General features: G+C 70.0%; 14 protein-coding genes and 1 pseudogene. 8 read left to right on the top strand and 7 right to left on the bottom strand.

Going from position 1 to position 18,425, the window contains the following annotated elements; all coding sequences use genetic code 11:
• Window positions 1–20: 20 nt before the first annotated feature.
• The gene (locus OG214_RS35695) at window positions 21–2,435 is read right to left on the bottom strand and encodes a SpoIIE family protein phosphatase (RefSeq protein ID WP_405987107.1); all 2,415 of its coding nucleotides are present in this window, start codon (window positions 2,433–2,435) and stop codon (window positions 21–23) included.
• Between the two features lie 273 nt (window positions 2,436–2,708).
• Here OG214_RS35695 and OG214_RS35690 point away from each other — a divergent pair, with 273 nt between their 5' ends.
• Entirely contained in the window at window positions 2,709–4,292 is a 1,584-nt protein-coding gene (locus OG214_RS35690) for an alpha/beta hydrolase family esterase (protein WP_405987106.1), read from the top strand.
• Window positions 4,293–4,372: 80 nt separating this feature from the next.
• On the opposite strand, the gene OG214_RS35685 is transcribed toward OG214_RS35690, so the two are convergent.
• The 3 genes and pseudogenes from OG214_RS35685 to OG214_RS35675 form a co-directional block, all read right to left on the bottom strand.
• On the bottom strand, window positions 4,373–4,978 hold the full coding sequence (locus tag OG214_RS35685; protein ID WP_383030946.1) for an N-acetylmuramoyl-L-alanine amidase: 606 nt from the start codon (window positions 4,976–4,978) through the stop codon (window positions 4,373–4,375).
• Window positions 4,979–5,179: 201 nt separating this feature from the next.
• Entirely contained in the window at window positions 5,180–5,737 is a 558-nt protein-coding gene (locus OG214_RS35680) for a 3'-5' exonuclease (protein WP_363084654.1), read from the bottom strand.
• Between the two features lie 158 nt (window positions 5,738–5,895).
• A pseudogene (locus OG214_RS35675) lies at window positions 5,896–6,333 on the bottom strand (SPW repeat protein); the annotation flags it as partial.
• A gap of 289 nt (window positions 6,334–6,622) precedes the next feature.
• On the opposite strand from OG214_RS35675, the gene OG214_RS35670 reads away from it, so the two are divergent.
• The 6 genes from OG214_RS35670 (at window position 6,623) to OG214_RS35645 (ending at window position 12,418) form a co-directional block, all read left to right on the top strand.
• Window positions 6,623–6,826 carry a hypothetical protein gene (locus tag OG214_RS35670; RefSeq protein WP_405987105.1) on the top strand — a complete coding sequence of 68 codons (204 nt, stop codon included), beginning with the start codon at window positions 6,623–6,625 and terminating at the stop codon, window positions 6,824–6,826.
• A complete protein-coding gene (gene ctaD, locus OG214_RS35665) occupies window positions 6,823–8,553 on the top strand; it encodes a cytochrome c oxidase subunit I (protein ID WP_382860814.1) in 1,731 nt (576 codons plus the stop codon). Before OG214_RS35670 ends, ctaD begins: the two co-directional genes overlap by 4 nt.
• Before the next feature lie 151 nt (window positions 8,554–8,704).
• The gene (locus tag OG214_RS35660; RefSeq protein WP_405987104.1) at window positions 8,705–9,046 is read left to right on the top strand and encodes a hypothetical protein; all 342 of its coding nucleotides are present in this window, start codon (window positions 8,705–8,707) and stop codon (window positions 9,044–9,046) included.
• Between the two features lie 105 nt (window positions 9,047–9,151).
• A complete protein-coding gene (locus tag OG214_RS35655; RefSeq protein ID WP_363085789.1) occupies window positions 9,152–10,036 on the top strand; it encodes a peptidoglycan-binding protein in 885 nt (294 codons plus the stop codon).
• Between the two features lie 308 nt (window positions 10,037–10,344).
• Window positions 10,345–10,779 carry an SSI family serine proteinase inhibitor gene (locus OG214_RS35650; protein WP_363085787.1) on the top strand — a complete coding sequence of 145 codons (435 nt, stop codon included), beginning with the start codon at window positions 10,345–10,347 and terminating at the stop codon, window positions 10,777–10,779.
• A 286-nt stretch (window positions 10,780–11,065) separates the two neighbouring features.
• Window positions 11,066–12,418, top strand: coding sequence for a M14 family metallopeptidase (locus tag OG214_RS35645; RefSeq protein WP_405987103.1), 1,353 nt, complete (start codon window positions 11,066–11,068; stop codon window positions 12,416–12,418).
• A 67-nt stretch (window positions 12,419–12,485) separates the two neighbouring features.
• Here the strand turns inward: OG214_RS35645 and OG214_RS35640 are convergent, their stop codons facing one another.
• From OG214_RS35640 to OG214_RS35630, 3 genes are all read right to left on the bottom strand, one after another.
• The gene (locus tag OG214_RS35640) at window positions 12,486–13,679 is read right to left on the bottom strand and encodes a homoserine O-acetyltransferase (protein WP_405987702.1); all 1,194 of its coding nucleotides are present in this window, start codon (window positions 13,677–13,679) and stop codon (window positions 12,486–12,488) included.
• Between the two features lie 68 nt (window positions 13,680–13,747).
• Entirely contained in the window at window positions 13,748–15,127 is a 1,380-nt protein-coding gene (locus OG214_RS35635) for a bifunctional o-acetylhomoserine/o-acetylserine sulfhydrylase (protein WP_405987102.1), read from the bottom strand.
• Between the two features lie 431 nt (window positions 15,128–15,558).
• Complete coding sequence (locus OG214_RS35630) at window positions 15,559–16,671, bottom strand: M24 family metallopeptidase (RefSeq protein WP_405987101.1); 1,113 nt, start codon at window positions 16,669–16,671, stop codon at window positions 15,559–15,561.
• 483 nt (window positions 16,672–17,154) lie between these two features.
• Between OG214_RS35630 and OG214_RS35625 the strand changes: the two genes are divergently transcribed.
• Window positions 17,155–18,174: a phosphotriesterase-related protein gene (locus tag OG214_RS35625; protein WP_363084464.1), complete on the top strand. Its 1,020-nt coding sequence runs from the start codon at window positions 17,155–17,157 to the stop codon at window positions 18,172–18,174.
• Window positions 18,175–18,425 lie beyond the last annotated feature (251 nt).

Here is an 18,425-nt window from a genome sequence, read left to right as displayed (position 1 = left end):
ACGACCGGGGACCGTACGGATCAGGCGACGGGGAGGGCCTGTTCGGCCCAGATGGCCTTGCCGGTGGGGATCTGGCGCGTACCCCAGCGCTTGCTGAGCTGGGCCACCAGCAGCAGTCCCCGTCCGCCTTCGTCGAAGACCCGGGCCCGGCGCATGTGCGGGGCGGTGGTGCTGCTGTCGGAGACCTCGCAGATCAGGGTGCGATCGCGGATCAGCCGTAGCCGGACAGGGCCGCCCGCGTGCAGGATCGCGTTGGTGAAGAGCTCGCTGACCACCAGCTCCGTGCTGAAGGTCAGTTCCTCAAGACCCCAGGAGACGAGCTGGCCCGTCACCCGTTCACGGGCGTCGGCGACCAGCGACGGCTCGGCCGGCAACTCCCAGGTGGCCACCTGGCCGTCGTCGAGCGCGTGGGTGCGTGCGACGAGGAGGGCGACATCGTCGACGGGACGCGTGGAGAACAGGGACCGCAGCACGGAGTCGCAGATGGAGTCCAGCGACGGGGCGGGTGTGCTCAGGATGTCGCTGAGCACCTCGATACCGGAGCCGACGTCATGTTCACGGGTCTGGATCAGTCCGTCGGTGTAGAGGGCGAGCAGACTGCCCTCCGGGATATCGAACTCCGCCGATTCGAACGGCAGATCACCCAGGCCCAGCGGAGGACCGGCCGGCAGCCGGACCACCTCGACGGTGCCGTCGGGCTTGGCCAGCACGGGCGGCGGATGCCCGGCGCGGGCCGCGCAGCAGCGGCGGGACACGGGGTCGTAGACGGCGTAGAGACAACTCGCTCCGACGTAGGCGTCGTCAGCCGTCGTGTCGGTGTTCTCCGAGGCGAGCCGTACGACCACATCGTCGAGATGGGTGAACAGTTCGTCCGGCGGCAGGTCCATGTCCGCGAGCGTGCGCACGGCGGTACGCAGCCGGCCCATGGTGGCGGAGGCGTGGATGCCATGGCCGACGACATCGCCCACCACCAGGGCGACCCGCGAGCCGGAGAGCGGAATGACATCGAACCAGTCGCCGCCCACGCCGTACTCGGAGTCGGCGGGCCGGTAGCGGGTCGCGACCTCCACGGCCGACTGCTTGGGCAGTCCGCGTGGCAGCAGACTGCGTTGCAGGGTGACGGCGGTGCTGCGCTCGCGTGTGTACCGCCGCGCGTTGTCGATACAGACGGCGGCACGGGCCGCGAGCTGCTCGGCGAGCAGCAGATCCTCCTCGGTGAAGGCCTCCGGATTGACGCTGCGGCAGAACAGGGCCGCGCCCAGGATGTTCCCCCGGGCCACCAGGGGCGCCGCGATCACCGACTGGACGCCGAAACGCGGACAGTTGGCGGCGCGCTTCGGGTCGCGCGTCATCCACCGGGTGTATTCGGTGTCCCAGGGCCCGGTGAGGACGGCCCGGCCGGTGGTCAGACAGCGGGCGGGGGGCGAGTACTCGGGGTAGTTGTCCACGTCGCCGACGGCGACGGCCGCCTCGGGGACACCGGGCCGGTGAGCGGACCGGTGCGCGACACGGCGCAGCCGTACATCGCCGGTGAGCGGATCGGGCGTCGGCTCGTCTCCGCGCAGTACGGAGTCCAGCAGGTCGACGCTGATGAAGTCGGCGAACCGGGGCAGGGGCGTGCTCGCGAGTTCCTCGGCGGTACGGGTCACATCCAGGGTGGTCCCGATCCGCAGACCCGCCTCGTTGAGCAGAGCGAGTCCCTCGCGGGCCCGGTACTCCTCACTGATCTCGAGCCCCGCCACGGCGACGGCCCTGATCTGTCCGTCCTCGTCGGCGAGCGGCGAGAGCGATACGGTCCAGGCGCGCTCATGGTGCTCGCCCGCCGCCCGGCGGAAGGTGAGCGCGGTCTCGGCCTCGCCGGTGCGCAGTGCCCGTCGCATGGGCCTCTCGACCTCGGCGTCGCTGCGGTTCTCCGTCAGGAATCCGGACCGTCGTCCGCGCATCTCTTCCTCCGTGAGGCCGACTGTCCGGCACATCTCGTGGTTGGCGCGGAGCAGCCGGAGATCCAGGTCATGGATCGCCAGCGGAAGCACCGCCTGGGTGAATGACCGCTCCGTGAGATCGGCGTCACGGGCGGAGCGGGGCTCCGCCGCCGACGCGAGCAGCCACTGGCCCGCCCCGTCGCCGTCACCGAGAGGGCAGGCCAGCAGATCCATGTCCATGGGGCCGCCGTTCCGGTGGCGTACGCCGATCCGGCCGCTCCACGGCTCGTGGCGGGCCAGTGCCCGCCACCCGGAGGCGGGCAGCGTGCCCCAAAGCAGTCCCTCGGCCGCGTGTCCCACGATCTCGACGGGCGCGTAGCCGAGCACCTGCTCGGCGGCCGTGCTCCAGCGCACGACGACACCGCGCGCGTCGACGGTCGCCGTGGCCCATCTGACCCCTCCGCCGGCCCCCGCCGGCGCCTCCCCGGTGGCCGCGCCACGCGTGTCGTCCATCCGCATCTCAACTTTCGGACAATTTCTACGACTGTTCATATATCGGGATCATTAGCCCTTCTCACTGATATTCCCTTCGCGGGAGACGTCATGCGTGGCAGCGCCATCCATCGGCGGACGGGCCCCTGAAGATCGGCCGGACAGGGCCCGGCCGTCCATATGGCCGGGCCCCACCGCTCCGGCGGATTGATGGTGGTCCGGCCCGTGCTCCACGGTGTGCGAGCGGCCCTACTCTCCGTACTCACCAGAGGGGGACGCCTCGAAGGAGCCGCCATGCATCGAACCCGCACAACTCGCACGAGACGCTTTTCCACCACCGGACTGCTGCTCGCGCTGCTGGTCACCCTGCTCGGCGTGGGCGGGCCCGGGTTCGTGCCCGTCGCACGGGCCGCGTCACTCACCGAAGTCACCGGCTTCGGTTCGAACCCCGGAAATCTGCGGATGTTCCGCTATGTGCCGGACGGTCTGCCCGCGGGCCGCCCCCTTGTCGTGGCGATGCACGGCTGCACCCAGTCGGCCGCCGCGTACGACACGGAGACCGGCTGGACCAAGTGGGCCGACCAGTGGGGCTTCGCGCTTCTGCTGCCGCAGCAGCAGTCCGGGAACAATCTCAACTCCTGCTTCAACTGGTTCGAATCCGGGGACATCGGGCGGGGCGCGGGCGAGGCCCTGTCGATCAAGCAGATGACGGACCGGATGAAGACCGATCTGGGCAGTGACGCGGCACGGGTGTACGCGACGGGGCTCTCCGCGGGGGCGGCGATGACCAATGTCGTACTCGCCGCCTACCCCGACGTCTTCAGCGCGGGAGCGCCGGTGGCGGGACTGCCCTACGCCTGCGCGACCAGTGTGCTGGCCGCCTACACCTGTATGAACCCGGGAACGAATCTGACACCGGCCGCCTGGGCGGACAAGGTCCGTGGCGCGTACCCCGGTTACACCGGGCGGAGGCCCTCGGTCTCGGTCTGGCAAGGCACCAATGACACGACGGTCGTCCCCGCCAATATGAGGGAGACCGTGGAGCAGTGGACCGCCGTCCACGGCACGGACGCCACGGCCGACACCACCGACACCGTGGCCGGCCATCCGCACGCGGTGTACCGCGACGGCGCGGGACGGGCGGTGGTGGAGACGTACTCGCTCACCGGCATGGGGCACGGCCAGCCGGTCGACCCGGGCACGGGGGCGGAGCAGTGCGGCACCGCGGGCGCGTACATCCTCGACGTCAACCTCTGCGCCTCGTACCGCATCGGGCAGTTCTGGGGTCTGGGCGGCGGCGGAACGCCCGAGGAGCCGGGGGATCCCGGCGATCCGGGAGATCCCGGGGAGGAAGAGCCGCCGCGTACCGCGGTGTTCCCGAGCCTGGGCGCGGACGACGGCTATGTGAAGGCGTCGGCGACCGGCGGGGGTCCCTCCGTCGGCACACTCGAAGGCAGCCTCGGTGTGGCGGTCGGACGGGGTACGGACGCGCTGCACAACCGCGCCCTCTTCTCGTTCGACACCTCGTCCCTGCCGGACGGGGCGACGGTGAAGCGGGCGTATGTGACCGTGGCGCGCGCCAGCGGCGCCGGTGACCCGTGGGCGTCGGGCAACCGGCTGGTGCTGGACATCAGGACCGGCTGCTTCGGCGCGTCCTGCACGACGGGCACGGACGACTGGGCCGCGGCCGCCTCGGTGAGTGCGGCGGCGGAGTTCGGCGCCTTCTCCTCGGGCACCAAGGCGTCCGGCGACTTCACCGCGGTGAACCGTACGGGCGTCACCCAGGCACGGCTGCGTCTGCTCAACGCGCCGGCGTCGACGGCGTACGTCTTCCTGAGGTCGGGGGCCGACGCGACGCTGACGGTGGAGTGGGAGTAGCGGCTCACGGCGACCGCTCAGCAGAGCACCGAGCGCGCGGTGGCGCGGCCGAGGCGATATTCCGGCCGCGCCACCGCGGATCAGCGGTTGACCAGTTCCATGTAGCGGTCCCAGTTCCAGTACCGCCCGGGGTCGGTGTGCGTGGCACCCGGGACCTCGCTGTGCGCGATGACATGGTCCCGGTCCTTCGGCAGGCCGTACCGGTCGCAGACAGCGGCGGTCAGCGCCGCGGACGACTCGTAGAGCGCGTCGGTGAAGTACTTGGGCCGGTCCACCCAGCCCTCGTGCTCGATTCCGACACTGCGGGTGTTGTAGTCCCAGTTGCCCGCGTGCCAGGCGATGTCCTTCTCGCGCACGAACTGGGCGGTGTATCCGTCCGCCGAGGCGACCATGTAGTGCGCGGAGACCTTCTTGGCCGGGTTCTGGAAGATCTTCCTGGCGTTCTGGAACGACACCTGTGTCACATGGACGATGACGAACTCGACCGGATACGCCGAAGGGCGGCTGGACACGGTGTAGTTGGAGGCGCTGGCCGGGATCCAGTCCGGGACGGGACGGACGGTGCCACGCCGTTCACCGGCCCGTGCGACGGCGGAGGCCGTGGCGACCGAGAGGGACGTGGCGCCGAGATACGCCCCGGTGCGCAGTAACGCACGGCGCGACGGGCCGGATTCGCCGGTTTCCATGGGGGTCTCCCGGATGTGCGTGGCCGTAGCCGTACGGGTGCTGACGCGCGTGGCGCTGTCCCGCCTCGCGTGTCCCCCGGAGAGGGGGCGTTGGCGGCGCGTGCAGCGTACCCGGGCACCGGAGAGCCGCCCTTCGACCGACACGCGTGTCGCCCGTCCTGGACCGACACGCGTCTCACCGTCCGGGGAAGAGCGTCCCGCTCAGGGCCATTCGCCCCGGCGTGCGAGTGTGAGGATCAGCGCGGCGATGTTCCACGCGTCGTCGTCGCCACGGTGGTGCCGGCCCTCCAGCGGAAGTCCCGCGATGCGCAGCGCCTGGGCCATCCCCGGCCGTGTGCGCAGTCCGTGTGCCGCGGTGAAGACGAGTTTGGCGTTGGTGTGCCGCTCCCCGAAGGGGTACGTGGCACTGCTGGTCCGGCACTGCCTGGCGAACTGGCGCCGGTCGTAGTCGCCCCAGCTCGCCCAGGGGCGCAGCCCGGCCGAGTGCTCCACCGCGAGCAGACGACAGGCCTCGGCGAAGCCGAGGCCTGTGTCCACTTCGGCCTGGGTCAGGCCGGTCAGCTCGGTACAGAAGTCACTGACCTTGGACCGCACGGGCCGTACGAGCACACGGTGCCGCTCGATCCGCTCCCCCGCGTCGAGGTCGACGACGGTCAGTCCGATCTCGATGATCTCGCTGACCGCGCCGACCGGAGGCGTCCCGTCCCAGCAAGTGGCTTCCACGTCAACGACGTTCAGCAGTCCCCCGGAGCCGCGCATGCCGCCGATCGTAGAGGGAGGTTCGCCTGTCGGTCACCTCATTTCGCTTGTGGGGGTCCGAATCGGCCTTCCTGCGTAGACCCGTATCGACCCTCCTGCGTAGACCCGAGCCGCCCTTCCTGCGTGGGCCCGAGCCGGTTCTCCTCCGTGCTGCCGAACCGGCGCTTGCCACTCTTCATCGCCGCGGCCGCGCACAGCAGACCGAGCAGGAAGGTGAGAGCGCCGATGACGACATTGCTCCAGATGATGCCCTTGTCGGGGCCGCTTCCCACCACCCACGGAGACACGATCAGCCACACTCCCAGGAGGCACATGGCCCAGCTCAGCCCGTACATCCTGGCCGGCGCCCTGGTGAAGCCGAGCGCCAGCACGACGATCGCGATGCCGATGATCAGGTTGTGGACCGTCAGCGATCGCTGAGTGTTCGAGAAGTGCAGGATCCACGGTGACAGCGCGCAGTACAGACCGACGAGAAACACCGGTCCGTCCACGAGTGCCACATCGCGTCCACCGAGCATGCGCGCGTAACGCTCCTGCATCTCGGGGACATCGGGATGACCGGCAAGGTCCCCCCTCGCATGTGAGACGTCGGCCATACGACTCGCCTCCTTCGTTCGCCGCAAGTCAGACCGCGATGCGCGACACCGAGTCGCGCCCAGTCCATTCTGCGCGCTTTGTCGGTTTTTGTTAAACGCAAGCCTGTTCGCACCCGTCGTCGCCGCCACCCAGCGGGGCATACGCGAGGCCGAACACCCCAAGACAACGAGGAGATACACACTCAGAGTGACGTCACGGTGACAGTGGGTCGACGCCGGGATCGGACATGGGCGCCGAGGCGCACACGGTGGCACCGGCATACGCCGTCCGCCCTATCGGGTGAAAGTCATGTCGCGACGGCTGACGGAAGAGGCACCGGGACCGATGACCGGGTTCGCCGCCGTGGCCCGGGAGTTACGCGCCCGCGACAGGCTCTTCGGCGGTCCGCACGACGCGCCGGGAAGGAAGTGGTCGCGCCGCGCCGGTGAAAGCGACGCCATGCTGCTTGCCGAGTCCCCACCCCAGGCGTTGACCGGAGGAACGTTGCAGTGACGACGACAGGCACGGAAGAGTCGGCCGAGGCCGAGGACGCCTATGAGAACGAGGTGCCGGTACGGCGCAAGCATCCGGGCACTGTCATCGTCGGATGGCTGACCACCACAGATCATAAGACGATCGGCACGCTCTATCTGGTCACGTCGTTCGGGTTCTTCATCATGGGCGGCGTGCTGGCGCTCTTCATGCGCGCCGAGCTGGCCCGTCCCGGCATCCAGATCATCTCGCACGAGCAGTTCAACCAGGCGTTCACGGTGCACGGCACGATCATGCTGCTGATGTTCGCGACACCGCTGTTCGCGGGGTTCACCAACTGGATCATGCCGCTCCAGATCGGCGCGCCCGATGTCGCCTTCCCCCGGCTGAACATCCTCGCGTACTGGCTCTATCTGTTCGGCTCGCTCATGGTGGTCGCGGGCTTCCTCACCCCCAACGGCGCCGCCGACTTCGGCTGGTTCGCCTATTCCCCCCTCACCGACGGGGTCCACTCGCCCGGTGTCGGCGGTGATCTGTGGATCATGGGTCTGGCCTTCTCCGGTTTCGGCACGATCCTCGGCTCGGTCAACTTCATCACCACGATCGTCTGTATGCGTGCCCCCGGTATGACGATGTTCCGGATGCCGATCTTCACCTGGAACGTGCTGCTGACCGCCCTGCTGGTGCTGTTCGCCTTCCCCGTGCTGGCCGCCGCGCTGCTCGCCCTGGAGGCGGACCGTAAGTTCGGCGCGCACGTCTTCGACGCGGCCAACGGCGGTGCCCTGCTCTGGCAGCACCTCTTCTGGTTCTTCGGCCATCCGGAGGTGTACATCATCGCCCTGCCGTTCTTCGGCATCGTGACGGAGACCATCCCCGTCTTCAGCCGTAAACCGGTCTTCGGCTATATCGGGCTGGTGGGGGCGACCATCTCGATCGCGGGTCTGTCCATCACGGTGTGGGCGCACCACATGTTCGTGACCGGCGGTGTGCTGCTGCCGTTCTTCTCCTTCATGTCCTTCCTGATCGCGGTACCGACCGGGGTGAAGTTCTTCAACTGGATCGGCACCATGTGGCACGGCTCGCTCTCCTTCGAGACACCCATGCTCTGGTCGATCGGCTTCCTGGTCACCTTCCTCTTCGGCGGGCTCACCGGTGTCCTGCTGGCCTCGCCGCCGCTGGACTTCCATGTCTCCGACTCGTACTTCGTGGTCGCGCACTTCCACTACGTCGTCTTCGGCACCGTGGTGTTCGCGATGTTCGCCGGATTCCACTTCTGGTGGCCGAAGTTCACCGGCAAGATGCTCGACGAGCGGCTCGGGAAGATCACCTTCTGGACGCTCTTCGTCGGATTCCACGGCACCTTCCTCGTCCAGCACTGGCTGGGCGCCGAGGGAATGCCGCGCCGGTACGCGGACTATCTCGCCTCCGACGGATTCACCATGCTCAACACCGTCTCCTCCATCGCCTCGTTCGTCCTCGGTCTGTCGATGCTGCCGTTCTTCTACAACGTCTGGAAGACCGCCAAGTACGGCAAGAAGGTCGAGGAGGACGACCCGTGGGGCTATGGGCGTTCACTCGAATGGGCGACTTCCTGCCCGCCGCCGCGGCACAACTTCCTCACCCTGCCGAAGATCCGCTCGGAATCCCCGGCGTTCGATCTGCACTACCCGGCCATCCGGACACTCGACGAGGCCATGAACCGGCACGGCGACTCCACGACCGTGGCACCCGGGGACAACCAGAAGTAGGAACAAGCGCCGGCCACGGGCGGGAAGTCCCGCCGGTCCGGGGCCGGCGCTCGTACCCGTCAGGACGGCGCGCGCGAAGCCGTACAGGCACGCGAGCAGGAAGCCGTACAGGCACGCGGGCAGGAAGCCGTATCGGAGCGAGGAGGAATACGTGGAGCCCGACCAGGAGAGCGCCCTTGGTCTTGTCCGGCTCGAGGGCTATCTCCTGTGGAGCGCCGAGGTCGGGGACGCCCGTACCCGGGCTTCGCGCTTCTGCGAGCGGTTGCCCTGGCTGACGACGGCCCAGCGCGAGGACGTGGAACGGGCCTATGCCGCGGACCGGCTGGCACTTTCCAGGGCGACACTCGTCCATGTCTCGGAGCGTGCCGCCGAACTGCGTGACGAGTACGCGGGGCGCTACCGCCGGCTCAGAACACGCTGTGTGGCGGCGGCCGTTCTGGCCGTGGGAGCGGCGAGCGGCACCTGTACGGCGGTCACCTTCCTCGTCCGGTGACGACGGGGAAGGCCCTCGGCGTGGGCGGCCGTCGGCGTGGGCGGTGTGGCGGGACGCGCCGGGAGCGGCAGAATCGGCGCATCGCACCTGGGAAGGAGCACCACCATGGCAACGCCTCTGACCGCCGCGAAACTCCTCAAGGCCCTCCGCGACGAAGGACTGGAAGTCGTCGAGCACCGGAGCTGGCGTACGCACAACCGCAATCACAAGGGTCCGTGGGGGCCGCTGCACGGAGTGATGATCCATCACACCGTCACCTCGGGCACGGCGAGCTCCGTCGAGCTGTGTTACAACGGCCACTCGACCCTGCCGGGCCCGCTGTGCCACGGGGTCATCGCCAAGGACGGCTCGGTCCATCTCGTCGGCAACGGACGGGCCAACCACGCGGGGCTCGGCGATGACGAGGTCCTGCGCGCCGTGATCGCCGAATCGGCGCTGCCCGCCGACAACGAGGCCAACACCGACGGCAACCGGTACTTCTACGGCTTCGAGTGCGTCAATCTGGGCGACGGCAAGGACCCATGGCCGGCCGTCCAGCTGGAGGCGGTCGAGAAGGCCGCGGCGGCGATATGCCGTGCGCACGGCTGGAGTCACCGCTCGGTGATAGGACACAAGGAGTGGCAGCCGGGGAAGGTGGATCCGCGCGGCTTCACCATGGAATCGATGCGCGAGCGGATCAAGGACCGGCTCGCCGCCGCCCCCACCACTCCCCCCAAGCCCCCGGCGCCGAAGCCCCCGGCGGCATACGAACCGTTCCCCGGGGCCGCCTTCTTTGCGGCCGGCCGGCGCAGCGCGATCATCACGGCGATGGGCAAGCGGCTGGTGGCGGAGGGGTGCGGACGGTACGAGGTCGGGCCAGGACCGGCGTGGTCGGACGCGGACCGCGCGTCGTACACCGCCTGGCAGCGCAAGCTCGGCTACACGGGCAGCGCCGCCGACGGCATCCCCGGCAGAACGAGCTGGGACAGGCTGAAGGTGCCCAACGTCTGATCCTCCGGTCCACCGGCCCGCCGGCCGGAGCCGGCGGGCTGCGAGGAGGCTCAATGAGCAGTTCTTACAATCGATGGCTCAAATAGTTCATCGGCCTTCGTATTACTTGATCAAATGCGGGACGCGGCTTTTTTCGGTCGAGTCCCAGAGCCACTTCCCCCAGAGGTCGAAGCCGATCGGGTGACGTCGACCCGCGGTGGCGCCGTCACTCGGAGCGACGAGATTTGGTGGTGGCGCCGCGCATTCCGGGTCCGGGCGGGCAAGACTGCCTGCGTTTTACCGATCCCCTCGACCCAAGGAGTGTTTGCATGCGGTCCATCGCAAGAGGTCTGGCGCTCACGGCCACCGCACTGGCGTTCACCACCCTGCCCGGCACCGGCGCGGCGAGCGCGGCACAGACCGGCGCGGAGGGTCTGTACGCCCCGTCCGCCCTGGTGCTCGGCATCACGGCGGGAGACAACACCACGACCGGTACGGTGCTGCGCGCCGTGACCCTGAACTGCGCGCCCACGGCATCGGGCACCCATCCGGACGCGACCGGTGCCTGTGCGGAACTGCGCGCCGCCCGAGCCCAGTTGGACACCATCACGACCCGGGGCTCACGCGCCGTGTGCAGCAAGGAGTGGAATCCGGTGACCGTGACGGCCGAGGGTGTCTGGGAGGGCAAGCGCTTCTCGTATCTGCACACCTTCGGCAACCTGTGCGCCAAGGACAGCGGAAGCGGCGCGGTCTTCGACTTCTGACCCCGGCCGCGACCCCACGTCCACCCCCACGTCCACCTCCAACCCCGCTCCGGTCCCGGTCCCGGAACCTCCGGAGCCGGACGTCCGGCCGCGACGCGCTCCCGCCCCCGTACCGCTCACCGGGTGGCGGGAGCCGCCGCGAGCGGGCCCGTACGGTACGCCGATTCGGCACTCTTGACCGGCTCATGTCATGCCCTCAGGATGACCCCGGACGGCCCGACTTCACCCATCCCGCACAGGGCGCGTCGCAGCAGTACCCCCCACACCTCCACACCCGGGAGACTTCATGCGGCTCCGAACACGCGCGAGCGGCGGCACCGGCCGCAGACGGACAGCGACCCTGGCCGCCCTGCTGACCCTCGCCCTCGGCGTGACCGCCACGGCCACCAACGCCGATTCGGCTCCTCCGTCCGCCGCCGCCAGGGCCACGGCGGCCGACGAGGACATCCGGCAGTACGAGATCCATATGCACGCCACCTCCGCGACCCGTACCGCGCTCGCCAGGACCGGTGTGACGATCGACGAGTCGGACAGCGAGACCGTGGTCGTCTCCGCCGACCCGGCGCAGGCGAAGAAGCTCCGCGCGCTCGGCTATGAGCCCACACTGCTGGGCGCCGTCCCCGACCGCACCCTCAACGGTGTCGTCGAGCCGTTCGACTTCCCCACCGCCGACTCCCGCTATCACAACTACGCGGAGATGACGAGCGAGATCAGCGGTGTCGTCGCGGCGTACCCCGGCCTGGTGAGCCAGCGGGTGATCGGTACCTCGTACCAGGGCCGGAACATCGTCGCCCTCAAGATCAGCGACAATGTCGCCACCGACGAGAACGAGCCCGAGGTCCTCTTCACCCACCATCAGCACGCGCGTGAGCACCTCACCGTGGAGATGGCGCTGTATCTGCTCAAGGAGCTGACCTCCGACTACGGGACGGACTCACGGGTCACCAATCTCGTCAACAGCCGTGAGATCTGGATCATCCCGGACGTCAACCCGGACGGCGGTGAGTACGACGTCGCGACCGGCTCGTACCGGAGCTGGCGCAAGAACCGTCAGCCCAACTCGGGCTCCAGCGCGATCGGTACGGACCTCAACCGCAACTGGGCGTACCGGTGGGGCTGCTGCGGCGGCTCCTCCGGCAGCCCGTCCTCGGACACCTACCGGGGCAGCGCCGGTGAGTCCGCGCCCGAGGTGCGGGTCGTGGCGAACTTCGTACGCGGCCGGGTCCTCGGCGGCGTGCAGCAGATCAAGGCCGGGATCGACTTCCACACCTACAGCGAACTGGTGCTCTGGCCCTTCGGTTACACCACCGCGGACACCACGACCGGTATGACGGTGGACGACCGCAACGCCTTCGCGACCGTCGGCCAGAAGATGGCCGCGAGCAACGGCTACACCCCTGAGCAGGCCAGTGATCTCTACATCACGGACGGCTCGATCGACGACTGGCTGTGGGGTACGTACAAGATCTTCTCGTACACCTTCGAGATGTACCCGTCGTCGAACTCGGGCGGCGGCTTCTACCCGCCCGACGAGGTGATCGACCGCGAGACGAGCAGGAACCGGGACGCGGTGTTCCAGCTGCTGGAGAACGCGGACTGCATGTACCGCTCCATCGGCAAACAGGCGCAGTACTGCTGATCCCGCCCTGATCCCACGACGGAGGGACGCCCCCGCCACCGACCCGCGGGGGCGTCCACGCGCCGTCCTAGACCCTTGGTCCGGGTCCGCTCGCGCCGGTCAACTCCCGTACCAGCGCGCCGACCTGGTCCGTCTCGATGAGGAAGCCGTCGTGCCCGTACGGCGACTCGATCACCCGCGACCGGTCCGCGCCCGGGATACCCGCGGCCAGCTCCTCCTGCTGGGACGGCGGGTAGAGCCGGTCCGAGTCGACGCCCGCCACCAGTGTCGGCGCGGTGATCCCGCGCAGCGCGGCGGCCGTACCGCCGCGCCCCCGTCCCACGTCATGACCGTTCATCGCCTCGGTGAGCACGACATAGCTGCCCGCGTCGAAGCGTCGTACGAGCTTGGTGGCGTGGTGGTCGAGATAGGACTCCACCTGGTATCTGCCGCCCTGACGGGGATCTTCCGCGCCCTGTGGCGCACGTCCGAACCGGACACGCAGTTCGGGTTCGCTGCGGTAGGTGACATGGGCGAGCCGGCGGGCCAGCCCCAGCCCGTTGTGCGGACCATGCCCCGGTCCCGCGTCGTGGTAGTCGCCGCCGCGCCAGAACGGGTCGGACCGGATCGCGCGTGCCTGGATGGTCGCCCAGGCGATCTGCTCGGCGCTCGCACTCGCCGTCGTGGCGAGCAGCATCAGCGCGCCGGTGCGCTCGGGGAAGGAGACGGCCCACTCCAGGGCCCGCATACCGCCCATCGAGCCGCCGAGCACCAACGCCCAGCGCCCGATGCCCAGTTCGTCGGCGAGGCCCGTCTCGGCGGCCACCTGGTCACGCTGGGTCAGCCGGGGGAAGGCGGAGCCCCAGGGCCGTCCGTCCTGCCCGGCCGAGGAGGGCCCTGTGCTGCCCTGGCAGCCGCCCAGCACATTGGGCGCGACGACGAACCAGCGGTCGGTGTCCAGGGCCCGGCCCGGCCCGATCAGCGCGTCCCACCAGCCGGGCGTGGGATGTCCGGGCTCCGCCGGGCCCGCGGCATGGCTGTCCCCCGTCAGGGCGTGCAGCACCAGGACCGCGTTGGAGGCATCCGGGGCGAGCTCGCCCCAGGTCTCGTAGGCGATACGGACTCCCGGCAGTTCGGCACCCGACTCCAGGACGAGTGGCTTCGCCCCGGTCCACCACGCGCGGCGGCCCGGCGGGTCCCCCTCCCGCCAGGCACCGGTGGCCGGCGGAAGGGGGACGGAACCCGGAGGGACCGGACCCGGAGGAACGGCACCCGGCGGAATGGGGCCAGGAGGGGCGGAACCCGGGGGCAGCGGCCCCCGGGGCGGGGGACCCGTATCGGTCCTGGTGTTCAGGACGCGCCCTTCGCCGCGCGGAAGCCGGCCTCCAGGTCGGCCTTGAGGTCGGCGAGATTCTCGATGCCGACCGACAGCCGCACCAGACCGGGCGAGGTGCCGGTCGCGGCCAGCTGTCCGGCGTCGAGCTGGCTGTGGGTGGTCGAGGCGGGGTGGATGATGAGGCTGCGCACATCACCGATATTGGCGAGATGGCTGAACAGTTCGACCGCGTCGACGAAGCGCTTGCCCGCCTCGACACCGTCGCGCAGCTCGAAGGCCAGCACCGCGCCCGCGCCACGCGGAAGATACCGCTGGGCGGCCTCGTACCAGCGGTTGGACGGCAGTCCGGGATAGTGCACCGCGGCGACCTCGTCCCGCTGCTCCAGCCACTCGGCCAGCGCCTGGGCGTTGGCCGAATGCCGCTCGATGCGCAGCGACAGCGTCTCCACTCCCTGGAGGAGCAGGAACGCCGACAGCGGCGACAGGGCGGGCCCGATGTCCCGCAGGAGCTGCACCCGCAGCTTGACCGCGAACGCGCTCGGGCCCAGGGCCGGCCAGTAGCGCAGTCCGTGGTAGCTCGGGTCGGGCTCGTTGAAGTCGGGGAAACGCTCGGCGTGCGCGCCGAAGTCGAAGGTGCCGCCGTCCACCACCACACCGGCGATGGTGGTGCCGTGCCCGCCGATGAACTTCGTCGCCGAGTGCACGACGATGTCCGCGCCGTGCTCGACGGGCCGCAGCAGATAGGGGGTCGGCACGGTGTTGTCGACGATCAGCGGGACTCCCTCGCGGTGCCCGACCCCGGCGACGCCCTCGACGTCCAGGACATTGCCGCGCGGATTGCCCAGTGTCTCGGCGAACAGCGCCTTGGTGTTCGGCCGGATCGCCTCCCGCCACGCGTCGAGATCGTCCGGGTCGTCGACGAAGCTCACCTCGATGCCGAACTTCGGCAGCGTGTGGCGGAAGAGGTTGTACGTCCCGCCGTAGAGCGAGGTGCTGGAGACGATGTGGTCCCCGGCGGAGGCGAGCGTGAGGATCGCCAGTGTCTCCGCCGCCTGTCCCGACGCCAGCGCCACCGCGGCGACACCGCCTTCGAGCGCGGCGATCCGCTGTTCGAACGCGTCCTGGGTGGGGTTGTGGATCCGGGTGTAGATATTGCCCGGCTCGGCGAGCGAGAAGAGGTCCGCCGCGTGCTGGGTGTCGCGGAAGACGAACGAGGTGGTCTGGTAGACCGGCACCACCCGCGCGCCGGTGGTGGGATCGGGCGCGGCGCCCGCGTGCACCTGCTTGGTCTCGAAGGACCAGGCGGACGTGTCGGGGCCGTCGGAGACGTCTTCGGGGGTGTGCCCCGCGGTGACGGAATCGATGGGCTGGCTGGGCTGGGCGGGCTGGCTCATGGTTCTCCCTGGTGCGGTACGGCTGGACTGCCGGGCGGAGCGCGGGCCGAACGGGCGGAATCGGGCGAGGGAGTGCGGCAAAGGGATGAGGAACAAGAGGGTGGGAACGACGGGAGCAGGGCGTCGCGAGAAGACCCGCAGGACGGAGGGTACGTACGGCGACGGCGCACGGGGGCGCACACACGCGGGGCGGTGCGGGGCGTGCCGTGGCGGAACGGCGGGTCCGGGGGACACAGCGGCCGGTGGGACGGCGGCTGTGCCGCCCGGAGCACGGCGTCAGTGTGCGATGTGACAGCCCGTGCTGGTGACACGCCCGTAGTCCACGTGGCGGCGGGTCACGAGCCGAAGCGTCATGACGTCAGGTAACCACAGCGCGGCGCCGCGTACAACCCGCCTGTTCCACGGCCGGGAAGCCGGGACGGCCGGAGAAGTCAGGTGAGGACGACGAGTTCACGGCCGGTCCGGTTGAGCCGCTCGCCGCCGTCCTCGGTGCAGATGACGATGTCCTCGATCCTGGCCCCGTAGCGGTCGGGCAGATAGATGCCCGGCTCGATGGAGAAGGCCATCCCGGGCTCCAGCGGAAGCTGGTTGCCGGCCACGATGTAGGGCTCCTCGTGGCTCTCCAGTCCGATGCCGTGACCGGTCCGGTGGATGAAGTACGCGCCGTACCCGGCCTCGCTGATCAGATCGCGGCCGATGGCGTCCAGTTCATGGGCGCGCAGGCCGGGCCGTACGGCGTCGGTCTGGGCGCGCTGGGCGCGCAGCAGCACCTCGTACGCCCGGCGGAACTCCTCGGGCGGCTCGCCCAGCGCGTAGACACGGGTGGAGTCGGAGCAGTAGCCCTCCTCGGTGGTACCGCCGATGTCGACGACCACCGGGTCGCCCGCCTCGATCACCCGGTCGGACAGCTCGTGGTGCGGGCTGGCGCTGTGCGGTCCGGAGCCGACGATCACGAAGTCCACCCGGACATGCCCTTCCGCGATGATCGCGTCGGCGATGTCGCGGCCCACCTCACGCTCGGTACGGCCGGGGCGCAGCCACTCGCCCATCCGGGAGTGCACCCGGTCGATCGCCGCCCCGGCGCGCCGCAGCGCCTCGGCCTCAGCCGGGGACTTGCGGGCCCGCAGCGCGTACAGCACATCACCCGCGAGCACCTGTCCGGCCCCCGGCAGCGCGGCCCTGAAGGCCAGTGACTTCTCGGTCCACATCCGGTTGTCGAGGGCCACCCGGGTCAGGGCGCGCGGCAGCCGCGCGGCGATCAGGGCGTAGGGATCGTCGGTCTCGTTCCAGCCGGTGATCTCGATCCCGAGGCGCCCGGCGGGTGACGCCTGGGCGGCGGGCTTCTCCAGGGCCGGTACGACCAGGAACGGCTCGCCCCCGACGGGCAGGACGAGACAGGTGAGCCGCTCCAGCGGCTGCGCGTCATAGCCGGTGAGATAGCGCAGATCGGCGCCGGGCGACACCAGCAGGGCGTCGATCCCGGCGGCGGACGCGGCCTCCCTGGCCCGGTCGAGTCGGTCTGCCTGCAAGCTTGTCGTGGTCATCAGCGGGCCTTCCGGGGCGGTCGGGGCCCCGCGCGCGCCCCCGGGGAGGGACGGACTCGGAGCCTCTCGGCGATTCGTCGTCACGGCGGCCGAAGCCGGCCGGATCCTGGCCGAGCGTATCGGCGTCTCCCGCACGGACGCCCGCGCACGCCTTGAGGCGCTGATCCGGCGCGGACGGGGTACTCGGAGGCCGGAGTCGGCTCACGAGAGGCGCGCGGTCGGCGGGGCGGGGGTGCCGCTGAAGCAGGGGGCGCTTCCATGTGTTCGGTGACAGGACCGTGTGCGCCTAGCGCCGGGAGGATGCGCCTTCACACGGTCGGCGGCAGCGGCAAATCTGTACCGAGGGTGCTCGTGAGCCCATCGCGTCTCACAGAGGTGGAGGGTGTCCACGACGGGCGGCTCCGCCGGAGGACCGGCCGGGCCAGGTGAGCCCAGCCCCTCCAGTCCGTCCCAGCGCGGCCGATCGCCGTGCGCCCACGCGTGATGCGGGAGCCCGACATGCTGCACGAAACCGTCTCTTCCACGGCCGAGGTGAACACCGTCCGTGGACCCGTGCCGGTCGGCGGACTGGGCCAGGTCCTGATGCACGAGCACATCTTCGTCCTCAACCCCGAGTTCATCGCCAACCATCCCGAGCGCGCGGGGTTCCATGAGGCCGAGGCGGTGCCCCAGGCGGTGCGGCGGCTGAACGAACTCGCCGCCACGGGCGTCTCCACCATCGTCGACCCGACGGTGATCGGCCTCGGCCGCCATATCCCGCGGATCCAGAAGGTCGCCGAGCGGGTCGACCTCAATATCGTCGTGGCGACCGGGCTCTACACCTACGAGGACGTCCCGCACTTTCTGAGCCTGCGCGGTCCCGGCACACTGCTCGGCGGTGACGACCCCCTGGTGGAGATGTTCGTCACCGACATCACCGACGGCATCGCGTACACCGGGGTGAAGGCCGGCATCCTCAAATGCGCGACGGACGCGCCCGGGGTGACCCCCGGTGTGGAGCGGGTCCTGCGGGCGGTGGCGCAGGCGCACCGGGCCACCGGCGTACCGATCCTCACGCACACCCACGCGCAGTCCCGTCGTGGCATCGAGCAGCAGGACCTGTTCGCCGCCGAGGGGGTGGATCTGACCCGGGTGGTCATCGGCCACTGCGGCGACACCGCCGACCTGGACTATCTGATGTCGATCGCCGACCGGGGCTCCTTCCTCGGTATGGACCGCTTCGGCCTCGACGTACTGCTGCCGTTCGAACAGCGGGTGGACACCGTCGCCGCCTTGTGCGCGCGGGGATACACCGACCGGATCGTGCTGGCGCACGACGCGTCGTGCTATCTCGACTGGCTCCCGATGCGCGATCTGCCCGTCCTCCTGCCGAACTGGCACTATCTGCACATCTTCCGCGAGGTGCTGCCCGCGCTGCGCCAACGGGGCGTCACCGAGGAGCAGATCACCACCATGCTGGTCGACAACCCGAGACGGATCCTCGAATGCCGGGGCGCCTACTGACAGGCGCGGTTCGCCTTCCGGCGGCCTTCCGGGGGCGGGACGGGTGGACGGGGAGAGATAGGCGCGGCAGTCGCGCCCGTCCGGCAGGTCCGGCAGCCGCCGGAGCCGCCAGCCGCGTGTGTACGGGGGTGGCTCGTCCTTCCCCGCCACCACGACGGCCACCGGCCGGTCGCGGGCCTCGGCCAGCAGCCCGGCGGGGGTGACAGCGGCGTCGTGTCCGCCGGTCTGGCGTGAGGCGCAGCCCGCGCGGA

It is taken from the genome of Streptomyces sp. NBC_00872 (genome assembly GCF_045161915.1).
Lineage (GTDB): Bacteria > Actinomycetota > Actinomycetes > Streptomycetales > Streptomycetaceae > Streptomyces.
Note: the sequence above shows the minus strand (reverse complement) of the source record. Positions and strands in the feature narration are given on the sequence as shown.

Excerpts from the sequence above, each read along its gene's own strand:
- OG214_RS35655 (WP_363085789.1), top strand. The coding sequence starts at position 9,152 with ATGGCAACGCCTCTGACCGCCGCGAAACTCCTCAAGGCCCTCCGCGAC.
- OG214_RS35650 (WP_363085787.1), top strand. The coding sequence starts at position 10,345 with ATGCGGTCCATCGCAAGAGGTCTGGCGCTCACGGCCACCGCACTGGCG.
- OG214_RS35670 (WP_405987105.1), top strand. The coding sequence starts at position 6,623 with ATGTCGCGACGGCTGACGGAAGAGGCACCGGGACCGATGACCGGGTTC.
- OG214_RS35635 (WP_405987102.1), bottom strand. The coding sequence starts at position 15,127 with ATGAGCCAGCCCGCCCAGCCCAGCCAGCCCATCGATTCCGTCACCGCG.
- OG214_RS35630 (WP_405987101.1), bottom strand. The coding sequence starts at position 16,671 with ATGACCACGACAAGCTTGCAGGCAGACCGACTCGACCGGGCCAGGGAG.
- OG214_RS35680 (WP_363084654.1), bottom strand. The coding sequence starts at position 5,737 with ATGCGCGGCTCCGGGGGACTGCTGAACGTCGTTGACGTGGAAGCCACT.
- OG214_RS35690 (WP_405987106.1), top strand. The coding sequence starts at position 2,709 with ATGCATCGAACCCGCACAACTCGCACGAGACGCTTTTCCACCACCGGA.
- OG214_RS35685 (WP_383030946.1), bottom strand. The coding sequence starts at position 4,978 with ATGGAAACCGGCGAATCCGGCCCGTCGCGCCGTGCGTTACTGCGCACC.
- OG214_RS35625 (WP_363084464.1), top strand. The coding sequence starts at position 17,155 with ATGCGGGAGCCCGACATGCTGCACGAAACCGTCTCTTCCACGGCCGAG.
- OG214_RS35695 (WP_405987107.1), bottom strand. The coding sequence starts at position 2,435 with ATGGACGACACGCGTGGCGCGGCCACCGGGGAGGCGCCGGCGGGGGCC.
- OG214_RS35645 (WP_405987103.1), top strand. The coding sequence starts at position 11,066 with ATGCGGCTCCGAACACGCGCGAGCGGCGGCACCGGCCGCAGACGGACA.